This window comes from Idiomarina sp. UBA4520, assembly GCF_002388365.1.
In the GTDB taxonomy this organism is placed as follows: Bacteria; Pseudomonadota; Gammaproteobacteria; order Enterobacterales; family Alteromonadaceae; genus Idiomarina; species Idiomarina zobellii.
Genome location: NZ_DGMK01000021.1, coordinates 31,732 through 47,943, shown reverse-complemented (window position 1 = coordinate 47,943; position 16,212 = coordinate 31,732). Strand labels below are relative to the sequence as shown.

At 46.2% G+C, this 16,212-nt stretch carries 18 protein-coding genes and 1 tRNA gene; 18 read left to right on the top strand and 1 reads right to left on the bottom strand.

Annotated elements, in window-relative coordinates:
- The first annotated feature begins 38 nt into the window (after positions 1–38).
- Both lptF and lptG read left to right on the top strand, forming a co-directional pair.
- Positions 39–1,145, top strand: coding sequence for an LPS export ABC transporter permease LptF (gene lptF / locus B3850_RS10375; protein WP_058576125.1), 1,107 nt, complete (start codon positions 39–41; stop codon positions 1,143–1,145).
- Positions 1,146–1,147: 2 nt separating this feature from the next.
- Positions 1,148–2,218 (top strand): LPS export ABC transporter permease LptG, encoded by a 1,071-nt coding sequence (gene lptG, locus B3850_RS10370; protein WP_286875847.1) that lies wholly within the window; start codon positions 1,148–1,150, stop codon positions 2,216–2,218.
- Between the two features lie 20 nt (positions 2,219–2,238).
- Here lptG and B3850_RS10365 read toward each other — a convergent pair whose 3' ends face one another.
- A complete protein-coding gene (locus B3850_RS10365; RefSeq protein WP_286875845.1) occupies positions 2,239–2,748 on the bottom strand; it encodes an RDD family protein in 510 nt (169 codons plus the stop codon).
- Positions 2,749–2,954: 206 nt separating this feature from the next.
- On the opposite strand from B3850_RS10365, the gene B3850_RS10360 reads away from it, so the two are divergent.
- From B3850_RS10360 to rplI, 16 genes are all read left to right on the top strand, one after another.
- Positions 2,955–3,039: transfer RNA gene (locus tag B3850_RS10360), tRNA-Leu, on the top strand.
- Positions 3,040–3,226: 187 nt separating this feature from the next.
- Entirely contained in the window at positions 3,227–3,913 is a 687-nt protein-coding gene (locus tag B3850_RS10355) for a hypothetical protein (RefSeq protein WP_058576128.1), read from the top strand.
- 29 nt (positions 3,914–3,942) lie between these two features.
- A complete protein-coding gene (locus B3850_RS10350; protein ID WP_286875843.1) occupies positions 3,943–4,842 on the top strand; it encodes an LPP20 family lipoprotein in 900 nt (299 codons plus the stop codon).
- Positions 4,839–5,966 carry a hypothetical protein gene (locus B3850_RS10345; protein ID WP_286911714.1) on the top strand — a complete coding sequence of 376 codons (1,128 nt, stop codon included), beginning with the start codon at positions 4,839–4,841 and terminating at the stop codon, positions 5,964–5,966. Before B3850_RS10350 ends, B3850_RS10345 begins: the two co-directional genes overlap by 4 nt.
- The gene (locus B3850_RS10340) at positions 5,963–7,348 is read left to right on the top strand and encodes a hypothetical protein (RefSeq protein ID WP_286875839.1); all 1,386 of its coding nucleotides are present in this window, start codon (positions 5,963–5,965) and stop codon (positions 7,346–7,348) included. Before B3850_RS10345 ends, B3850_RS10340 begins: the two co-directional genes overlap by 4 nt.
- A gap of 12 nt (positions 7,349–7,360) precedes the next feature.
- Entirely contained in the window at positions 7,361–8,644 is a 1,284-nt protein-coding gene (locus B3850_RS10335) for a hypothetical protein (RefSeq protein WP_286911713.1), read from the top strand.
- The gene (locus B3850_RS10330) at positions 8,644–9,357 is read left to right on the top strand and encodes a hypothetical protein (protein ID WP_053954180.1); all 714 of its coding nucleotides are present in this window, start codon (positions 8,644–8,646) and stop codon (positions 9,355–9,357) included. Before B3850_RS10335 ends, B3850_RS10330 begins: the two co-directional genes overlap by 1 nt.
- Positions 9,320–10,447 carry a murein transglycosylase domain-containing protein gene (locus tag B3850_RS10325; RefSeq protein ID WP_058576134.1) on the top strand — a complete coding sequence of 376 codons (1,128 nt, stop codon included), beginning with the start codon at positions 9,320–9,322 and terminating at the stop codon, positions 10,445–10,447. Before B3850_RS10330 ends, B3850_RS10325 begins: the two co-directional genes overlap by 38 nt.
- A 2-nt stretch (positions 10,448–10,449) precedes the next feature.
- Entirely contained in the window at positions 10,450–11,058 is a 609-nt protein-coding gene (locus tag B3850_RS10320; protein ID WP_286911712.1) for a hypothetical protein, read from the top strand.
- A gap of 141 nt (positions 11,059–11,199) precedes the next feature.
- Positions 11,200–13,491 carry a ribonuclease R gene (gene rnr, locus B3850_RS10315; protein WP_286875831.1) on the top strand — a complete coding sequence of 764 codons (2,292 nt, stop codon included), beginning with the start codon at positions 11,200–11,202 and terminating at the stop codon, positions 13,489–13,491.
- A gap of 3 nt (positions 13,492–13,494) precedes the next feature.
- On the top strand, positions 13,495–14,241 hold the full coding sequence (rlmB, locus tag B3850_RS10310) for a 23S rRNA (guanosine(2251)-2'-O)-methyltransferase RlmB (RefSeq protein WP_053954186.1): 747 nt from the start codon (positions 13,495–13,497) through the stop codon (positions 14,239–14,241).
- Entirely contained in the window at positions 14,231–14,662 is a 432-nt protein-coding gene (locus B3850_RS10305; RefSeq protein WP_286875829.1) for a signaling protein, read from the top strand. Before rlmB ends, B3850_RS10305 begins: the two co-directional genes overlap by 11 nt.
- Before the next feature lie 136 nt (positions 14,663–14,798).
- Positions 14,799–15,149, top strand: a complete 351-nt coding sequence (gene rpsF / locus B3850_RS10300) for a 30S ribosomal protein S6 (protein WP_053954188.1) — start codon at positions 14,799–14,801, stop codon at positions 15,147–15,149.
- A 19-nt stretch (positions 15,150–15,168) separates the two neighbouring features.
- Positions 15,169–15,468 (top strand): primosomal replication protein N, encoded by a 300-nt coding sequence (gene priB, locus B3850_RS10295; protein ID WP_053954189.1) that lies wholly within the window; start codon positions 15,169–15,171, stop codon positions 15,466–15,468.
- Between the two features lie 10 nt (positions 15,469–15,478).
- Positions 15,479–15,706, top strand: a complete 228-nt coding sequence (rpsR, locus tag B3850_RS10290; RefSeq protein ID WP_011235166.1) for a 30S ribosomal protein S18 — start codon at positions 15,479–15,481, stop codon at positions 15,704–15,706.
- Between the two features lie 41 nt (positions 15,707–15,747).
- Positions 15,748–16,200, top strand: coding sequence for a 50S ribosomal protein L9 (gene rplI / locus B3850_RS10285; RefSeq protein ID WP_053954190.1), 453 nt, complete (start codon positions 15,748–15,750; stop codon positions 16,198–16,200).
- The last annotated feature ends 12 nt before the right edge of the window (positions 16,201–16,212 follow it).

Sequence of the window (16,212 nt, the reverse complement as noted above, 5' to 3'; positions counted from 1 at the left end):
TATTCCAGTAAAAACCTAAGTTACATGAGTGAACATTAGTGCGCATATTTCGGTATTTAATCAGTGAAACACTAAAGTCGCAGCTTGCTGTGCTCTTTATTCTGATGGCTATATTCGTCAGTCAGAAATTTGTACGTGTGTTGTCCGATGCCTCTGAGGGAGATATTCCCGGCAGTGTTATTTTTCAATTGTTGTCGCTGAATTTACCGGCACTACTCGCTTTAATTCTTCCTTTGAGTTTATTTTTAGGCATTTTGCTGGCCCACGGGCGTATCTACGCTGACAACGAAATGACTATTTTGCACGCCTGTGGTGTCAGCGAGTGGTATGTTACTAGGGTAACTTTGGTCTTGTCGTTGGTATTGGCATTGGTGACTGGGGCGCTGACTTTATGGGCGGTGCCCTGGGCGCTTGAGCAAGAGCAGCAAGTTGAAGAAAAAGCTCGTTCGGATAGCGGTTTGACGGCGTTAATGCCGGGGCGCTTCCAGCAAGCCAGTAACCAAAAGGCGGTTATCTTTGTTCAAGACGTGAATGAAGAAGGCGAGTTGCAAGAAGTTTTTGTTGCGCAACATAGTCACGAAGGCAATGAGCTACGTGCGGGCAGTGTCGTTATGGCGAAGACTGGACGTGTTATTAGCGAAGACAGCGGTTCTCAGTGGCTGGAACTGGGAGAGGGAAACCGCTATGCCGGTGACCAAAGTAGCTATCAGACGATGACCTTCGATAATTATCGCCTACAAATAAAAGAGCAGGAAGCCGACGGTCAGGCACGAAAACTGGAAAATTACTCTACGCTGGAGTTATTAGAAACTCCGGGGAATGCGGCTGTAGCAGAGTTTCAATGGCGTATTGCTATTCCTTTGGCTATGCCGTTATTAACGTTAATTGCAGTGCCGCTTAGTCGCGTAAATCCAAGACAAGGTAAATTTGCGCGCATGGCTCCGGCTTTCTTGATTTACCTTGGCTACTTTCTGGTGTTAATGGCCGCTAAGGCCGCAGTGCGAGATGGCGTGATACCGTCGGTAGTAGGCCTTTGGTGGATCCATTTTATTTTGCTGATATTCGGCTTTATTTTAATCGGTAAAGGTCGACCGTTGGGCTTGAAGCTCTTGTCACGTTTTAGTGTCCGGAATAAGCGGGGTTAACGATGTTAAGTATTCTGGATAAATACATTGGCCTGACGGTACTAAAAACCTCATTAATGAGTTTGGCGGTACTGACCGGATTGTCTTCGCTGATTCGTTTTGTTGAACAGTTAAAGGCCGTTGGCCGGGGAAATTACGATACCCTGGATGCGGCGTTATTTGTTTTTTACAGCTTACCGCGTGACGTGGAATTATTTTTCCCTATGGCGGCGCTACTTGGCGGCTTGATTGGTGTCGGTATGCTGGCGAGCAACTCTGAGCTCGTTGTTATGCTTGCTGCCGGCCGTTCACGACTGAATATTATCGCCGCCGTTATGAAAGTCGCCATTATTATGATGGTTGCCGTAATGGCGATTGGTGAATGGGTTGCCCCACCTATGGAGTCCAAAGGTCGTGCAATTCGCTCACAGGAAATTTCTGGTGGTAGCTTAATTTCGGCTCAGCAGGGTGTTTGGGCAAAGGACGGTTCTGACTTTATCAATATTGGCGAAGTGGAAGACACCGGGCGTCTTAATAACGTTATTATTTACGACTTTGATGGCAACCGTGAACTTCAAAAAGCAACTTACGCCCAAACTGCGCTGTTTACTAACGGCGCATGGCGTATGCAGGATGTTGTTATTACAGAACTGAGCGCAAGTCGTGTCAGTTCAACTCGAAAAAATAGTGTGCAGTGGCAGTCGACATTAACGCCGGATAAGCTAGGCGTTGTAACTATTAAGCCTGAATCTTTGTCGGTTTCTGGTTTATTGGACTATCTGAATTACCTGGAGCTTAATCAGCAATCTGCCAAGCGCTATGAGCTCGCATTATGGCGTAAGCTGCTTGCCCCAGTAACGGTTGCGGTTATGTTGTTGGTCGCATTGTCCTTTATTTTTGGACCGCTTCGCTCAACAACTATGGGAGCTCGTATTTTGATGGGGGTTATTACCGGTTTCGGCTTTCATGTCAGTAATGAGATATTCGGGCCGTTAGCACAAGTTTATCAAGTGCCCGCTTTCCTTGGCGCGTTACTACCCAGTATTGTATTTGCGGCTCTTGCTGTTTACTTTATGCAGAAGAAAGCAGGGTAATAAAGTCACTGGAGCGAGCCCTAAAGCTCGTTCCAGTAAAATAGCTGATTAGCTTCTTTCGATAAGGTCACAACTTCAGTACCTGCTGCATAGTCATGCCAGGCTCGGCGATTTTTAAAGTCGACTAAAACCCATAGGTTCCCAAGCCCCGCACAGCAAGTCAGCAAACGAATAATGGTTTGCCTTAATGTTAAGCGGCTGCCATCGCGATTTTGTAATTTTAGACGCCATGCTCTCATACCAATGGTTTGACCCGAGCGTTTCCAGAACCAGCCAAAGAAGATAGCTAATACACCGATTAAATAGATGCTGTACCAGGGCCCCTGGGCAAGCCATCCGGCATGATCCATCTCTTCACTGAGCTCGACCCAATTCAGTGCAGTTAAGGTTGCCGTAAAGCCTAACGCCAGCGCTGAGGAGAGCATGATAATAGCGACAGCCACTAAAAAATCGTATACCCAGGCGGCTAAGCGACGGAGGAAACCAGCGCTTGGAAAACTGGCGTGTAATTCTTGAGCGTTTAATGTCATTGTAGAGAGTTCTCTGTTATCGATGGCGTTATATTAACACGGAGGATACCGGCTGACATTAACTCCCGATTACAAGCAATATGGTTAATGAATCATCAGTCAGTGCGGTGAAAACCACTTTTCGATAATTTTCGCTTGATTAGCTAAGTATCGCGGGTATAATCCCGACCCGTTGCCTTCCTTGGTAACTTCACCTCGCAAAAAATGGCGCTGTGGTGGAATTGGTAGACACGCCTGATTCAAAATCAGGTTCCTTCGGGAGTGACGGTTCAAGTCCGTCCAGCGCCACCATAATAAACCTCTTATTACCCTTACTCGCTTTCAGCCATTTGAGAGTCGATTTCTCGATCCTGTTTTAAAAAAAATTTAAAAACTGATTGATCCTGCTTAACGCTTTCTTTACATTCACCATTATGGCTTAACTAAGCCTATGTAACAAAAATGTTGATTTGGCTCAAAGCCTCTGAGGGAAAGTATTATGAAAAAATGGATCGTTGCACCACTAGCCGCTGTTGTACTGAGTGCGTGTATGTCTACTTCAAATGAAAACGCCGCCACTTTAGACAGAAACCAGGCCGTTGCTGATCTTTCTGTGCAAATGGAAGAGCTCGGGTTTAACCGTGTTGAAATTCAGCCGGGTGTCGATGAATTCTTAAATATCTGTGCTTCTATCCTGGAGCGCCAATACAACGTGATGGGTGAGTATCGTACTCAGACGGAAAACTACGTTGATGTACAAGCATTTTTGACGGCTCATCAGGGTAAGTCTGAAGAAGAGTTGAGAGCGGCGATTATTGCGTTTGACGAAAAAGCAGAGACTGAAGATGACAAAATTGGTCCAAAGCTCGCAGCCTACAATTCAGCAATCGAAGGTGTATCTGAGCAAAATACTAAATTAGCGACTGACATCACCGTGCAATTAGCGCAAGCAGCTATCATTTTAAGTGAGCACTCTACCACTGTCGCTAAAGCTGGCAGCTTAGGTATGGTGTCAGGGTGGATGAGCAGTAACGAACAGAACGCCGATAATAACCTTGGCTTGGCTATTCTACGCGCAAAAGATCAAATCGATTTAGCATCGGATGCCAACGAAATTATTACGCTAGAGCAAGAAACCATTGAAGCCATTAATGCGCTTCAAGACGAGTTAGAAGCTAAAGGGTAATGCCTATTCGTTATTGGGTGGTCATAATTATGGCCACCTTCAGTTTTTCTATCACCGCGCAAGAGCTGCCGGACTGGATTTTCAAATCAGAAAATACCAGTGAGCAACTGACAGCTGTTGGCAGCGGTCCGTCGAGTTCTGAAGCAAAACGCGCAGCAATAGCAGAAATTATTGCTCAGGTCAGTCAGTCGATGTCTGCTGAAAACGTTTCTTTTCTTGAAAAAACACAAGCAGAAACATCCCAATACTTTAAACAGTCAGTTGTCAGTAAAACACTCTCAATCGATGTAAATAAAGTTAACGTGAGTGAGCAGTTTGTTGATAAAAAATCAGGCGTAACCTACGTACAGGCAACTATCAGTAAAAGGCAACTGATTCGCTTTCTTGAGGATGAGCTTACACCGATAGCGACGCTTAGTTTTCCTGCTCAGTCACCTGCTGTTGATAAGGTGCTTTGGGCATTAAAGTACCGGGAGGCGAATGCCTACGGATTAAGGCTTGAAAGAGCTTTGGCCGGTTTAGGCGCTACCAATGACACGCTTAAAAATAAACTTCGTGAGAATTTAAGTGCTGTTGCAAAGGTATGGCAACGCTATGGTGTTCGCGTTATTGCTGACAGCTCTTTGCAAAGCCTTGTTGGAATTATTAATCAGCAAATACCGTCTGCGACAGAAACCGTTTTATGGTTGCAGCTGAAGCCTGCTCACAGAACAAGACAATCAGAAAATAATCACCAGCATAAACTGGACTTAATGGTTGAATTAACGCAACCACATTCACCTTTTAGGGTATTTCGGCAAGAGCATATTACTGTTGTCGGTAATGGAACATCTACCCAGCAAGCTCGTAACCATGCCCTGGAGCAAATGCGAGCTATTTTAGATACCCCTATACAAAACTGGCTTTTTGAAAAAGGAAGTGAACTATGAAGTTAGTGACGAAACTCACTATCACAGCATTGGCTGTTTTATCTCTAAGTGCTTGTCAGACTCGTCAAGCTGATCAAACACAAACCGCGAAAGTATCAAACCGAGCGTCAAATGCCAGTGTTGCACGTAGCGCTTATAACTTTGATAGCGAAGACATTAAAGTACCGGCGTATTTCGATACTCAAGGCCTGCAGAACTGCACGTTTAACCCAGCGACTGAGTCTGATGCCTGTCCACTTAAGAAACCAACCGTTCGTATGTATTTTGCGGGTACCGATGTGGGCGGTGAAGGTCAAGGCGTAGAGGCTCTGCGTGAGTATGATGATAAGCAGTTGCTATTTATGCTGGAGAATCAGTTCGCGGGCATTAACCGCTTCAGAATCATTACGCGTGACGACGATGTTATTTCTCAAGAAAAACAAATTTTCATGGAGCAGCAGGGAGCCAGGGCCTTAGCAGAAAGAGCTGGCAGCCAGAAAGCGCTAAAGCCTGACTTTATTGTCAAATTAGATACTCTTCGCACAGTAAAAAGTGAAGGCTCAATTACCGGCTGGATGGACTACACATTAGAGCTAACAACCGCTGTTTTGAACCCGTTCACACGAGAGCTAATGTCTTACCCTAATTTAGGGAAGATTCGTGTTAAATCGGAAGATGTGCGAGAGCGTAACGAGCTGAAATACGTCATGGTGAATAACCGTTATGAAACAGGCTTTCGTTACCACGACCCTGCGCACGTTAATGCGGTGATTAACGATATGACGTCTCGTGGCATTGATATTTTGCTGACACGTATGCTTTCTGAAATGCCAGCAACGGCCCAGGTCCTTGGTATTAAAGGAAATCAGGTGAGTTTGGACCGCGGTCAGAACGCCGGTGTACTACCCAACGAGACAATGATTATTTTTCAATACGAAGCTGGCTTTGTTGAGCCAATTGGCGTGGCCAATGTGAACCCTTCTCGCAACAGTGCAGTGGGTGAAATAGCGGTATGGAAGAATAGCGACCTGGCTGAACAAGTGGAACGTTCAGCGGCGAACGGAATCTATCGCCCGTCAAATGGCACTAAGATTTTCGCTGTTTCAGTTGGTACTCCGGCCGGATTCCTGGAGTCTCGCACATGAGGAAACTAGCACTTAGTTTTGGTGTGCTAGCCAGTGTAGCTTCATGCAGCGCATTAGCTCAGATTTCTCTGAGCTCAATGCGCGGTCTCGAAGCGGAAGCCTGCGCCTATGGGCGCGGAACGCCTGCGATAGAGTCGGCAAAAATGGATGCCTTGTCGCAGGTTGCGCAATTCTTATCGTCCCCTAAGTTGCTGGCGCAACAAACCTCAAGCGAAGATATCGACACGGAGACGTCATCCTGGGTTCGTAAATTGAGCGACATGCAACAGCAGGGTATGAGTATTCAGCAAATGCCTGTTGATATTTCGGCTCCTCGTCTTCAGGGCAGCGATACTTGTGTCACTGTTCGTTTAAAAACAGGCAGTTTGCCAAAATCGAGCGAACAATCGGATGGCGGTGACTGGGATGCTGCAGCCGAGAATGTGTTAGTGACGGTTATAGGCGAAGGGTGGCCAGATAGCGAGAACGGCCGCACAGCACGCACCCAAGCTGAAATGGATGCCTTGAAACGTGCGGTTTCACAAGTCGTTGGTATGTGGCTGACTCAGCAAAATACTCAGTTTTCAACGACCGAGGAGTCGTCGAGCGAGAGCGGTGATGAGTTCTCGGTGAACGAAGTTATTTCTCAACAATTACATACAAGGTCGCAAGGACTGGTTAAAGAGTGGTCTTTGCTCAACAGTCGAGAACTGCCTAATAACGGCGTTGAAGTCACAATTAAAGCTGTGGTGGAAAAGCAACCTATTGCTCAGGCTGCGAATGATGTGCTGATGGCTATTGGTTCGCCGCGAGTGAATGTTCAAGCACCGGAACCACTGAGTAGCCTGCTGAAAGACTGGCTTGCAGAGCAGGGTATTGAATATAGCCCTCATGCTAATTTAGTGATTAAAGCTGACTCGGTTCTTCGGGAACGGGGTGCTAACAGTCGACTGCAGCTCAATGTAAAGGTAGAAGATTTATCGGGTCAGCAATACGGGCTTTGGCGAAATGAACCAAGCTTATTGTCGTTGCCGACAAGTGCTCAGGTCGAACACGACCTTATTGATGTGCACCTGGCGACTCCCGAACAGCAGCAGTCACTGCGCAAAACGCTGAAAAAGTCGTTTAATCAGGTGGTCGCACAAGGTGGCATGGTTCGCGATATTTTTATACATACGCGTTACTTGTCTCAGCCCGATAAACTGTCTTCTATTTTGTCGACACTGGGCGGTGTGAAAGACGTAGTTGTGAATAGTCAGGGGGACTATTACAAAGCCAGTTTGCGATATGCCGGAGCAACCGGTGAACTTGTTGCTGCTCTGCATCAGTCGGTACGACCAATAGCAGCACAAAGCCTGCCCAAAGCTCAAATAAACAATGAATTTACTATTCGGTTTGATTAAGGAAAATAAATAATGAAACGTTCACTCTTAACTTTAGCGTTATTGGCTGCGTTGCCAACATTTGCACAAGACTTTGACTTAACAGATATGACTCCGGCCCGACCTGGCGAAAATGTGGAGTCTGCCGACGTCGTTACTAAAGGTAATGTGGTTGTCGGTAAAGACGAGAAAACGGCTGTAAAAGCAGCTCACCAACAGCTTGTAGATGAAAACCAGGATGGTATTCGTTTAGTTCAGGTTGGCAGCGGAACCGGGATTTTGTCTATCGGTAGTTCTAGTTATAACACCTACGACAATATGAATGCGACGCTGTTATCGAAGCGTGGCGCATACAACCAAGCCGCGCTAATTGCGAAGAAGCAGCTTATTGAAAATATGAATGGCATTCAACAGGAATGTGAGAACGCTGTTCAAACCGTATTGGATGATATCCAAACGGGTTCTGACTCGGTTACTAATGAATCAACGACTATGCAAGAGAATTGCATTGACTCTGTATCTGGCTCTTTATCTGGCTATGTCACTTTCGATGTTTATGACAACGTTGATGAAAAGACAGTTCGAGTTAGCTTAATTTCAACACCTAAAACACGCGCGCAAATTCGTGACAGCCATGGCGCTGTTGCCGTAACGACAAACCCGAATGAAGTATTTAAGCAAGTAGTTGCAGATATTAACAGTGGTGTTTTGCCGCCAATGGGAGCGAAAATCCTAACCCATGCTGACACCGGCGAAATTATTTTAATGGGTTATGGCTCTGCAATTATTCGCGATAACGATAACCCGCGTGTTGCAAGACGCCTGAAAGATGCGGCTAAACGCCAGTCACAAAGCCGAGCAAACAGCGCGCTTATTGGCACTATGCAGGGCGATGAAGTTTATTGGAAAGGCAGCTTCAGCGAAGATCAAGTGGAGTCAAATCAGCAGTTTGAATACGGCGGTGATCCGCGCTTAGAAGATCCGACAACTGCAAAAAAACTGGATAGCGAACGTACTGTCTTCCTTAATCAATTGAAAATGTCTGATGAATATGGCGCTGTCACTAAAGGTCAACTGCCTCCGGGCGTCAGTAACCGGAGCTTTGCGAGCGAAGATGGTCATTGGATGTATACCGTATCCGTTTATTCTCCTTCTTTAGAAGCGGTGTCTCGCGAAGCTAAACGCGAAATGGAAGCCGGCGGTACAGCTAATCCAAGCAATTCAGGTCGGAATATTCGAGTTTATGGTGGCCAAAACGACGAAGCGGCGAACCCTCAAGGGGCGTCAGGTAAGGTGTCTGACGAAGATAACCTATAATGAAGTGGTTTATTGCATCGCTGGGGCTTTTGTCCCAGCTTGCTATAGCTTCAGAGCCACCAGAGCTGAGTCGGTTTGAAAAAGAGATTTCAGACGGCGAAGCTAGAGTGCGAACTGACTCGAAATTACCAAGCCAGGCCTGGCAAAAAGCTTGTCGGTCAGCATTGACTTTACCTCTTAGAGCCGAAGTTAGAGAACGTCTGAGTGAACGTGTTGGCCTTAGCGTGCCTGGTGAGGTTTCATTTCTTCGAGCAGACATTGAGAAGTTTAACTCATGGAATGAGTCCGGGTGGCTGCATTGTACGGGGGAGTCACAAGTCAGTGATTGGTCATTGAATATCGCCGGCTTATCGGTAAGAGCAGCATGGTTTTTGGTCGAACAGGGCGAGCTTGAACAGATAAAGCCTTTTCTTAAAGAAGCTTTATCACACTCGTATTCTTCTGCCGATGCAGTGGCGTTAATCGCGAAGCTGGCGCCCGAGGAGCAACGTCTAGGCTATTTAGACACTAACCTTAATGACAGTGCATTGATCATGAATGCTGCAAAATACGCAGTGTCATCAATTTGGTTTTCTGATGGCCGTTGGCAATCAGTGATTGACTTAACCAGTAGCTGCGACTCAGTGGAGTGCCGTCAATTAAAGCTGAATGCTGAAGAACAAAAGGAGCGGGAAGATGCTGAAAAAGCCGACGATTTATCTAGCTATTTTTAGTCTCAGCGTTTTTAGTACGGTTGCACAGGACGATGCTGAATTTGAGCAGTACCTTAAAGAGCAGCAGACTGAGTTTCAGGAGTTCCAGGATAAACGTGAGCAGGAATTTCAGGCGTTTGTTGAGCGTTGGCGGGAAGCCGAGCAAGCGTATCGTAAGGAAGTTGCTGAAAAGTGGGATGACGCTAAGCTCCCTGATAAAAAACGCTGGGTTGAATATTCGGACGACAAAAGTCGTCGAACCATCGTCGATTATGAAAACAACACTATTACAGTGGAAGTTTTGGATGACTCTGACGACGCGGATGTATTAAACACTGCGAAAGCTGAAGTTAAACGGTTGAATGAGACCTCTGCGCAAGAAGCTGTTGAGTCCGATCCTGTCTTAATCAATGCGGGCATGAGTGTTAATAGCCGCTCTCAAAAGCAACCACAGAAATCTGAGTCTTTGCTAGGCAGAAAGGTCGAGGCGCAGGACTTGTCTCAGCAAAAAGTACAGCGCTCCGGTAAACGAGCCTCAGTGACTATCAAGATGCCAGACGCTGCGGTATCAGATCGCGTAAAACGAGTACTACCGGCAGCAGAGACTTACGCGCGTCAATGGGGGCTCCCAACCGAGTTAGTTATAGCTGTTATCCATACTGAATCTAGCTTTAACCCGCTGGCCCGTTCTCACATTCCTGCTTTTGGCTTAATGCAGATAGTTCCTACGTCAGCAGGAAAAGACATCACTGGCTTTTTGCATGGTCAACAACGCTTGCTAACGCCTGAATACCTGTTTGATCCGAATAGAAATATACAGGCTGGCAGCGTTTATTTTCATTTGTTGATAAACCGCTATTTTAAAGATGTTCGCAATACTCAGTCTCGCTTTTATATGGCAATTGCGGCTTATAATACTGGACCGGGAAATGTGGCGCGGGCAATGACGAATACCACTTCATTGACGAGAGCGAGTAGAGCTGCGAACCAAATGTCACCGAAGCAAGTGTACGAGCATTTAATGACTTATTTGCCGGCATCGGAAACCAAGAATTATTTAACAAAAGTCACTGAGCGTGAAGCTCATTATCAAAAAACATTGGGTTTATAATTATGAAAAAACATTTGATTACCATAGGGGTGTGCTTTGCATTAGCTGCTTGTGCCTCTCAACCGGAACAAACAGAAGAGCAAAAGTCGTCGGCACAGGCAAATCAGCAGATGCAGTCTGTGACCGGAAATCCTCAAGACTCAGCGCCTGCTTGGGTGTTTCTTCCTAAATCGGACAAAGGGCTAGCTTCATCAGCGTGTGTAGACTGGTCAGGAAATATGGCCGTAGATAGACCACAAGCTGTGGCTGCTGCACGAGCGGATATGGCGCAACAAATCAGCATAAAGGCGAGTGTGTTAGATAAGTTATATAACCGCAAGCTTCAGGCTGAAGGCAAAAGTGATGTTGGTTCGACATTTGAGCAGGTCACTAAACAAGTTTCCAGCGAAACTCTAGAAGGTTCAACGCCGGAAGAAATTTCGTTAGCGCAAATTGATGGTAAAAAGTATTTGTGTGCTTTAGTTGTGAAAGAAGACACTCGTGAAACTTTTGATACTTTAGTTGATGAGTCAAACCGTCAGCTTGATCCACAATCTAAAGCGGCGCTCTATGAAGAGTTTCGTACTCAAAAAGCAATGAAAGAGCTGGAAAAAGAGCTAGAGTCTCTTTAATTCCCCTCTAAAAAACACTCAAATAGCCCGGTCTGACGGCTGTCATATCGGGTTATTTTCTTCCAACACTGACAATCCTTTCCACAGCACGTATACTGTTGGGCATCGGTAATTTAACCGAACAACAGTAAATAGGATTCTATGTCAGACAATAAAACAGTGCCCGAATACGAAGTTGAAATTCCAAGCCGAGAGCAGCTACTTCAGTTAGTGAAAGACAACCGCAAGCCGGTGCCTTTTGAGGAATTTATCCGTGTTTTCAAACTCGATGACGAACGTCAGGCGGTTGGCTTAAAGCGACGCTTGCGTGCTATGGAGCGCGATGGGCAGCTGATATACAGTAAGGCCAATGCCTACGGAATACCCGAGCGCATGGACTTAATTAAAGGCCGTATTATTGGCCACAAAGATGGTTTTGGCTTTTGTCAGCCTGATGAAGGCGGGCCGGATTTATTTATACCGCACCATCAAATGTATTCAGTCCTGCATGGTGACCGGGTTTTAGTTAAAAAAAGTGGTAAAGACAACCGAGGGAAAACAGAAGGACGCATTGTTCGGGTAACGGAACCGCGGGATCGCAATATCGTTGGTCGTTACTTTATTGAGCATGATCTGGGCATAGTTGTTCCCGACGATAACCGCATTAGTCAGGATATTTTAATTCCAGATGCCGACAAAAATGGCGCTCGCCATGGCCAGTTAGTGGTTGTTGAAATCACCCGACGTCCCAGTCGTCGTACCAGCCCTATTGGCCATGTTACCGAAGTATTGGGTGAACATATGGCACCGGGTATGGAAATTGAAGTGGCCATACGTGAGCACGATATCCCAAATGAGTGGCCAGAGGGAATAGACAGTGAACTGTCAAAGTACAGTGAAGAGGTGCCGAAAGAAGCCTATGAAGGTCGTGTCGATTTACGTGAATTGCCATTAATTACTATCGATGGCGCAGACTCTCGTGACTTTGATGACGCGGTTTGCTGTATACCTGAAGAAAAGGGCTGGCGCTTGTGGGTCGCTATTGCTGACGTTTCTTATTATGTTCGTCCGGATACGGTACTCGATAAATCTGCGACAGAACGTGGCAATTCTGTTTACTTCCCGAATAACGTTATTCCGATGCTGCCGGAGAAGCTGTCAAATGGCCTGTGCTCATTAAACCCTGACGTTGATCGTTTATGCATGGTCGCTGAAATGGAGCTGGGGCCGCGTGGTAAGTTAAAAACGTCGAAGTTTTACCCCGCTGTTATGAAAAGCCATGCGCGACTCACTTATGACAAAGTTAAAGACATTCTCGATGGCGACAAAGCATTACGAGAGCAGTATGAACCGGTTCTTGAAAACATAGAGGAACTTAGAAAACTCTATAACGCGTTAAGCGCTGCACGTAAGCGTCGTTCTGCTATTGAGTTTGATACCCAGGAAACGCGCTTTATATTCAACGCTCAACGTAAAATTGATCGTATTGAGCCTGTTAAACGCCATGTTGCACATAAAATTATTGAAGAGTGCATGATTATGGCGAACGTTGCAGCGGCTCAATTGATTGAATCTGACAAGGAAGTGGGCGCCTTATTCCGTGTTCACGAGACACCGAGCGACGAGCGTCTAACCAGCTTTCGAGCATTTCTTGGTGAACTCGGTCTCAACTTAGGGGGCGGAGAAGAACCTACCCCAAGAGACTATGCGAAGCTGCTGGAAGAAGTGAAAGACCGTCAGGATCACGAGTTGATAGAAACCATGCTACTGCGCTCAATGCAGCAAGCGGTGTATCAACCGGAAAACAAAGGGCACTTCGGTTTAGCACTGAAATCATACGCACACTTTACATCGCCAATTCGCCGTTACCCTGATCTAATTTTGCATCGAGCCATTAAGTCGATAGTTCGCAAGCAAAATGGCAGTGATAAAGGCTTAGTTGGTGCTTGGTCGTATTCAGAAACACAGTTAGATGAACTGGGCGTGCATACTTCTATGACCGAGCGTCGTGCTGATGATGCGACCCGTCAAGTCGATGAGTGGCTGAAGTGTGAGTTCATGCTTGATCACATAGGCATGGAGTTTGAAGGCGTAATATCCTCAGTCACAAACTTTGGCCTGTTTATTAGGTTGAGCGACTATCAAATTGATGGTCTTGTTCACATAAGCAACTTAGACAACGATTATTATCACTTCGACCAGCAAAAAGGCATGCTGATAGGGGAAAATAGTCATAGCGTGTTCCGTTTGGGGGACAGTGTTAAAGTCAAAGTGAAAGACGTGAATCTGGACGATCGAAAAATTGACTTGAGCTTACTGGAAGCGACAAGCCCAAGTGGTAAAAAACGTGATATGCCTAAGAAAGGGGCTGGTAAACCTAAGGGCAGTCGGCCTTCAAAAAATAAGCGCGGAGGCCAGCGTAAAAAGGGCTCTCGCAATAAAAACCGGAAATAAACAATGAGTCAGAAAGTTACCGTTTTTGGTTTGCATGCCGTTAAGGCAATTTTGAAAAACCACCCCGACCGATTAGTCGAGCTTTACGTGTCGAAAGAACGTCAGGACGAGTCGGTTAAAGAAATTGTTAATGAGTGTTATACCGCTGGCATTCGACCGCAATGGGTGCCGAAGCAAGCGTTGGAAAAACGCGCTGAAGGTGGTAACCATCAAGGTGTTGTTGCAACTGTGCATTCGCCGCCGACATTAACAGAGCATGACCTGGCTCAGCTTCTGGACGGCTCGGAAGCACCAGCGCTATTTTTAGTGCTGGACGGTGTGACAGATCCTCATAATTTAGGGGCGTGCCTGAGAACTGCTGATGCTGCAGGTGTTACTGGGGTGATTGTGCCTAAGGACAAGTCTGCGCAAATTACACCGACAGTAAGAAAAGTCGCCTCTGGTGCTGCGGAGCAGGTTCCTTTAGTGGTTGTTACTAACTTGGCGAGAACTCTGCGGGACCTTCAGGAAAAAGGTGTTTGGGTTTACGGCACCGCTGGCGAAGCCACCCAGTCTTTATATGATATTGATTACAGAGGCCCCGTAGCTTTAGTGATGGGAGCCGAGGGAAAAGGCATGCGACGCATGACTCGCGAAACTTGTGACGAGCTTGTTTCAATACCGTTAAGTGGTAGTGTCAGCAGCTTAAATGTTTCAGTGGCTAGTGGTGTTTGTCTGTTCGAAGTGGTGAGGCAGCGCAGTGGAGCTTAAGCGAAAACTGATACCTGTAGGTATCGCTCTGGCAATGATTGCCGTGTTGTTTATCAGTTGGACGCCAAACTGGGATAGTCCTGAGTGGATGCGCTCAACAAAACCTTTTGTGTCGTTCTCATTTAATGTAGAACAGGCAGACAGTCGTGCTGCAGAAGAGTTGGTTATCGACATTAAAAACCGCTTAAAGGTAAGGCACGAATGGCATGTTGTTAAAGAGAAAGAGTCGCAGTGGCAAGTTCAGACGAAAGTCACAGAAGACGACACCAGTATTCAATTGGATGCCTCGGTATTTAAAGAAGGCAGCGCGGCTGATCATTTAATCGTTCGCGGTGAGAAAGCCGTTGCAAATGAATTAGCGGACCGCCTCGTCTCCCTCCTAAGCTCGCGTATTGAAAAAGCTCATAAAGACGCTGACTAAGTTGCGGTCAGCGCTTTTTTTTGATAGTATCGCGCGGCTTAAATCAGCCATTGTATTAACTACTAGTTGAGTTCCTTGCTTCTATGTCAGTGCGGCTGAGCTGAACCGAGGCTATACGAACCAAAAGGAAACTGTAATGCGTCATTACGAAATCGTATTTATGGTCCACCCGGACCAAAGCGAGCAAGTACCTGGCATGATCGAGCGCTATAGCGAAACGATCAAGCAAGGTGGTGGTCAAATCCATCGTTTAGAAGACTGGGGCCGTCGTCAATTGGCTTACCCAATCAACAAACTGCACAAAGCGCACTATGTTCTTTTGAACGTTGAAGCGTCTGCAGAGGTTGTGGAAGAGCTTGAAACTGCATTCCGTTTTAACGATGCAGTATTACGCAACATGATCATGCGTAAGAAAGAAGCGATTACTGAACCTTCGCCGCTGACTAAGCCGAAGGAAGATCGCAAAGGTGACAGTGAAGCTGCGTAAAGCAAGCTGACTATTCACTATGAATCGACTGCATTTAACCGGAACTTTAAGCAAAGCTGCAAAGCTGGAAACTAGCCCATCAGGCATAGAACATTTGCAGTTAGTTATTGAGCATCGGTCGATGCAACCCGAAGCGGGTATGAGTCGCCAGTCTTATGTGCGAATTCAAGTCGTTTTAAGTGGTGAAGGGTTACAACACTGGTTACAAAAATTGACGGTGGGTTGTGAAGTCTTAGCAGAAGGCTTTCTGCACAGACACGAAGACAATAGCGGTACGCCGCGTCTCGTACTTCACGCTCAGCATCTAGAATTGATTTAAGGAGACCATCATGGCTCGTTTTTTCCGTCGCCGTAAGTTCTGCCGCTTTAAAGCAGACGGCGTAAAAGAAATTGATTACAAAGACATCGCTACGCTTAAGAACTACATTACCGAAACCGGTAAAATCGTTCCTAGCCGTATTACTGGAACATCTGCTAAGTATCAGCGTCAGTTAGCGCGCGCTATCAAGCGTGCTCGTTATTTGTCACTGCTGCCTTATACTGATTCACATCAGTAAGCTAGCGCGGTTCGATTACCAAAAGTAGAGGTAGCGAGAAAATGAATATCATTTTATTAGACAAAATTGCTAACTTGGGAAGCCTTGGCGATCAAGTAAGCGTAAAATCTGGTTATGCACGTAACTTCCTTTTCCCACAAGGAAAAGCAGTACCTGCAACTAAAAGCAACATCGAGCTGTTCGAACAGCGCCGTGCTGAGTACGAAGCCAAATTAGCTGAGCACTTAGCAGAAGCTGAAGCGCGTGCTGAAAAAGTTAATGCGTTAGATGCAGTTGTTATCGAATCTAAAGCGGGTGATGAAGGCAAACTATTCGGCTCTATCGGTACTCGCGACATCGCTGATGCAGTAACTGCAGCAGGCGTTGAAGTGAAGAAGAGCGAAGTGTTAATGCCTCACGGAACTATCCGTGAAGTTGGTGAATTTGACATTGAATTGCACCTGCATGCAGATGTATTTGCGAACATCACTTTGAAAGTTGTTGCTGCTGAGTAATTTCGGCAACTA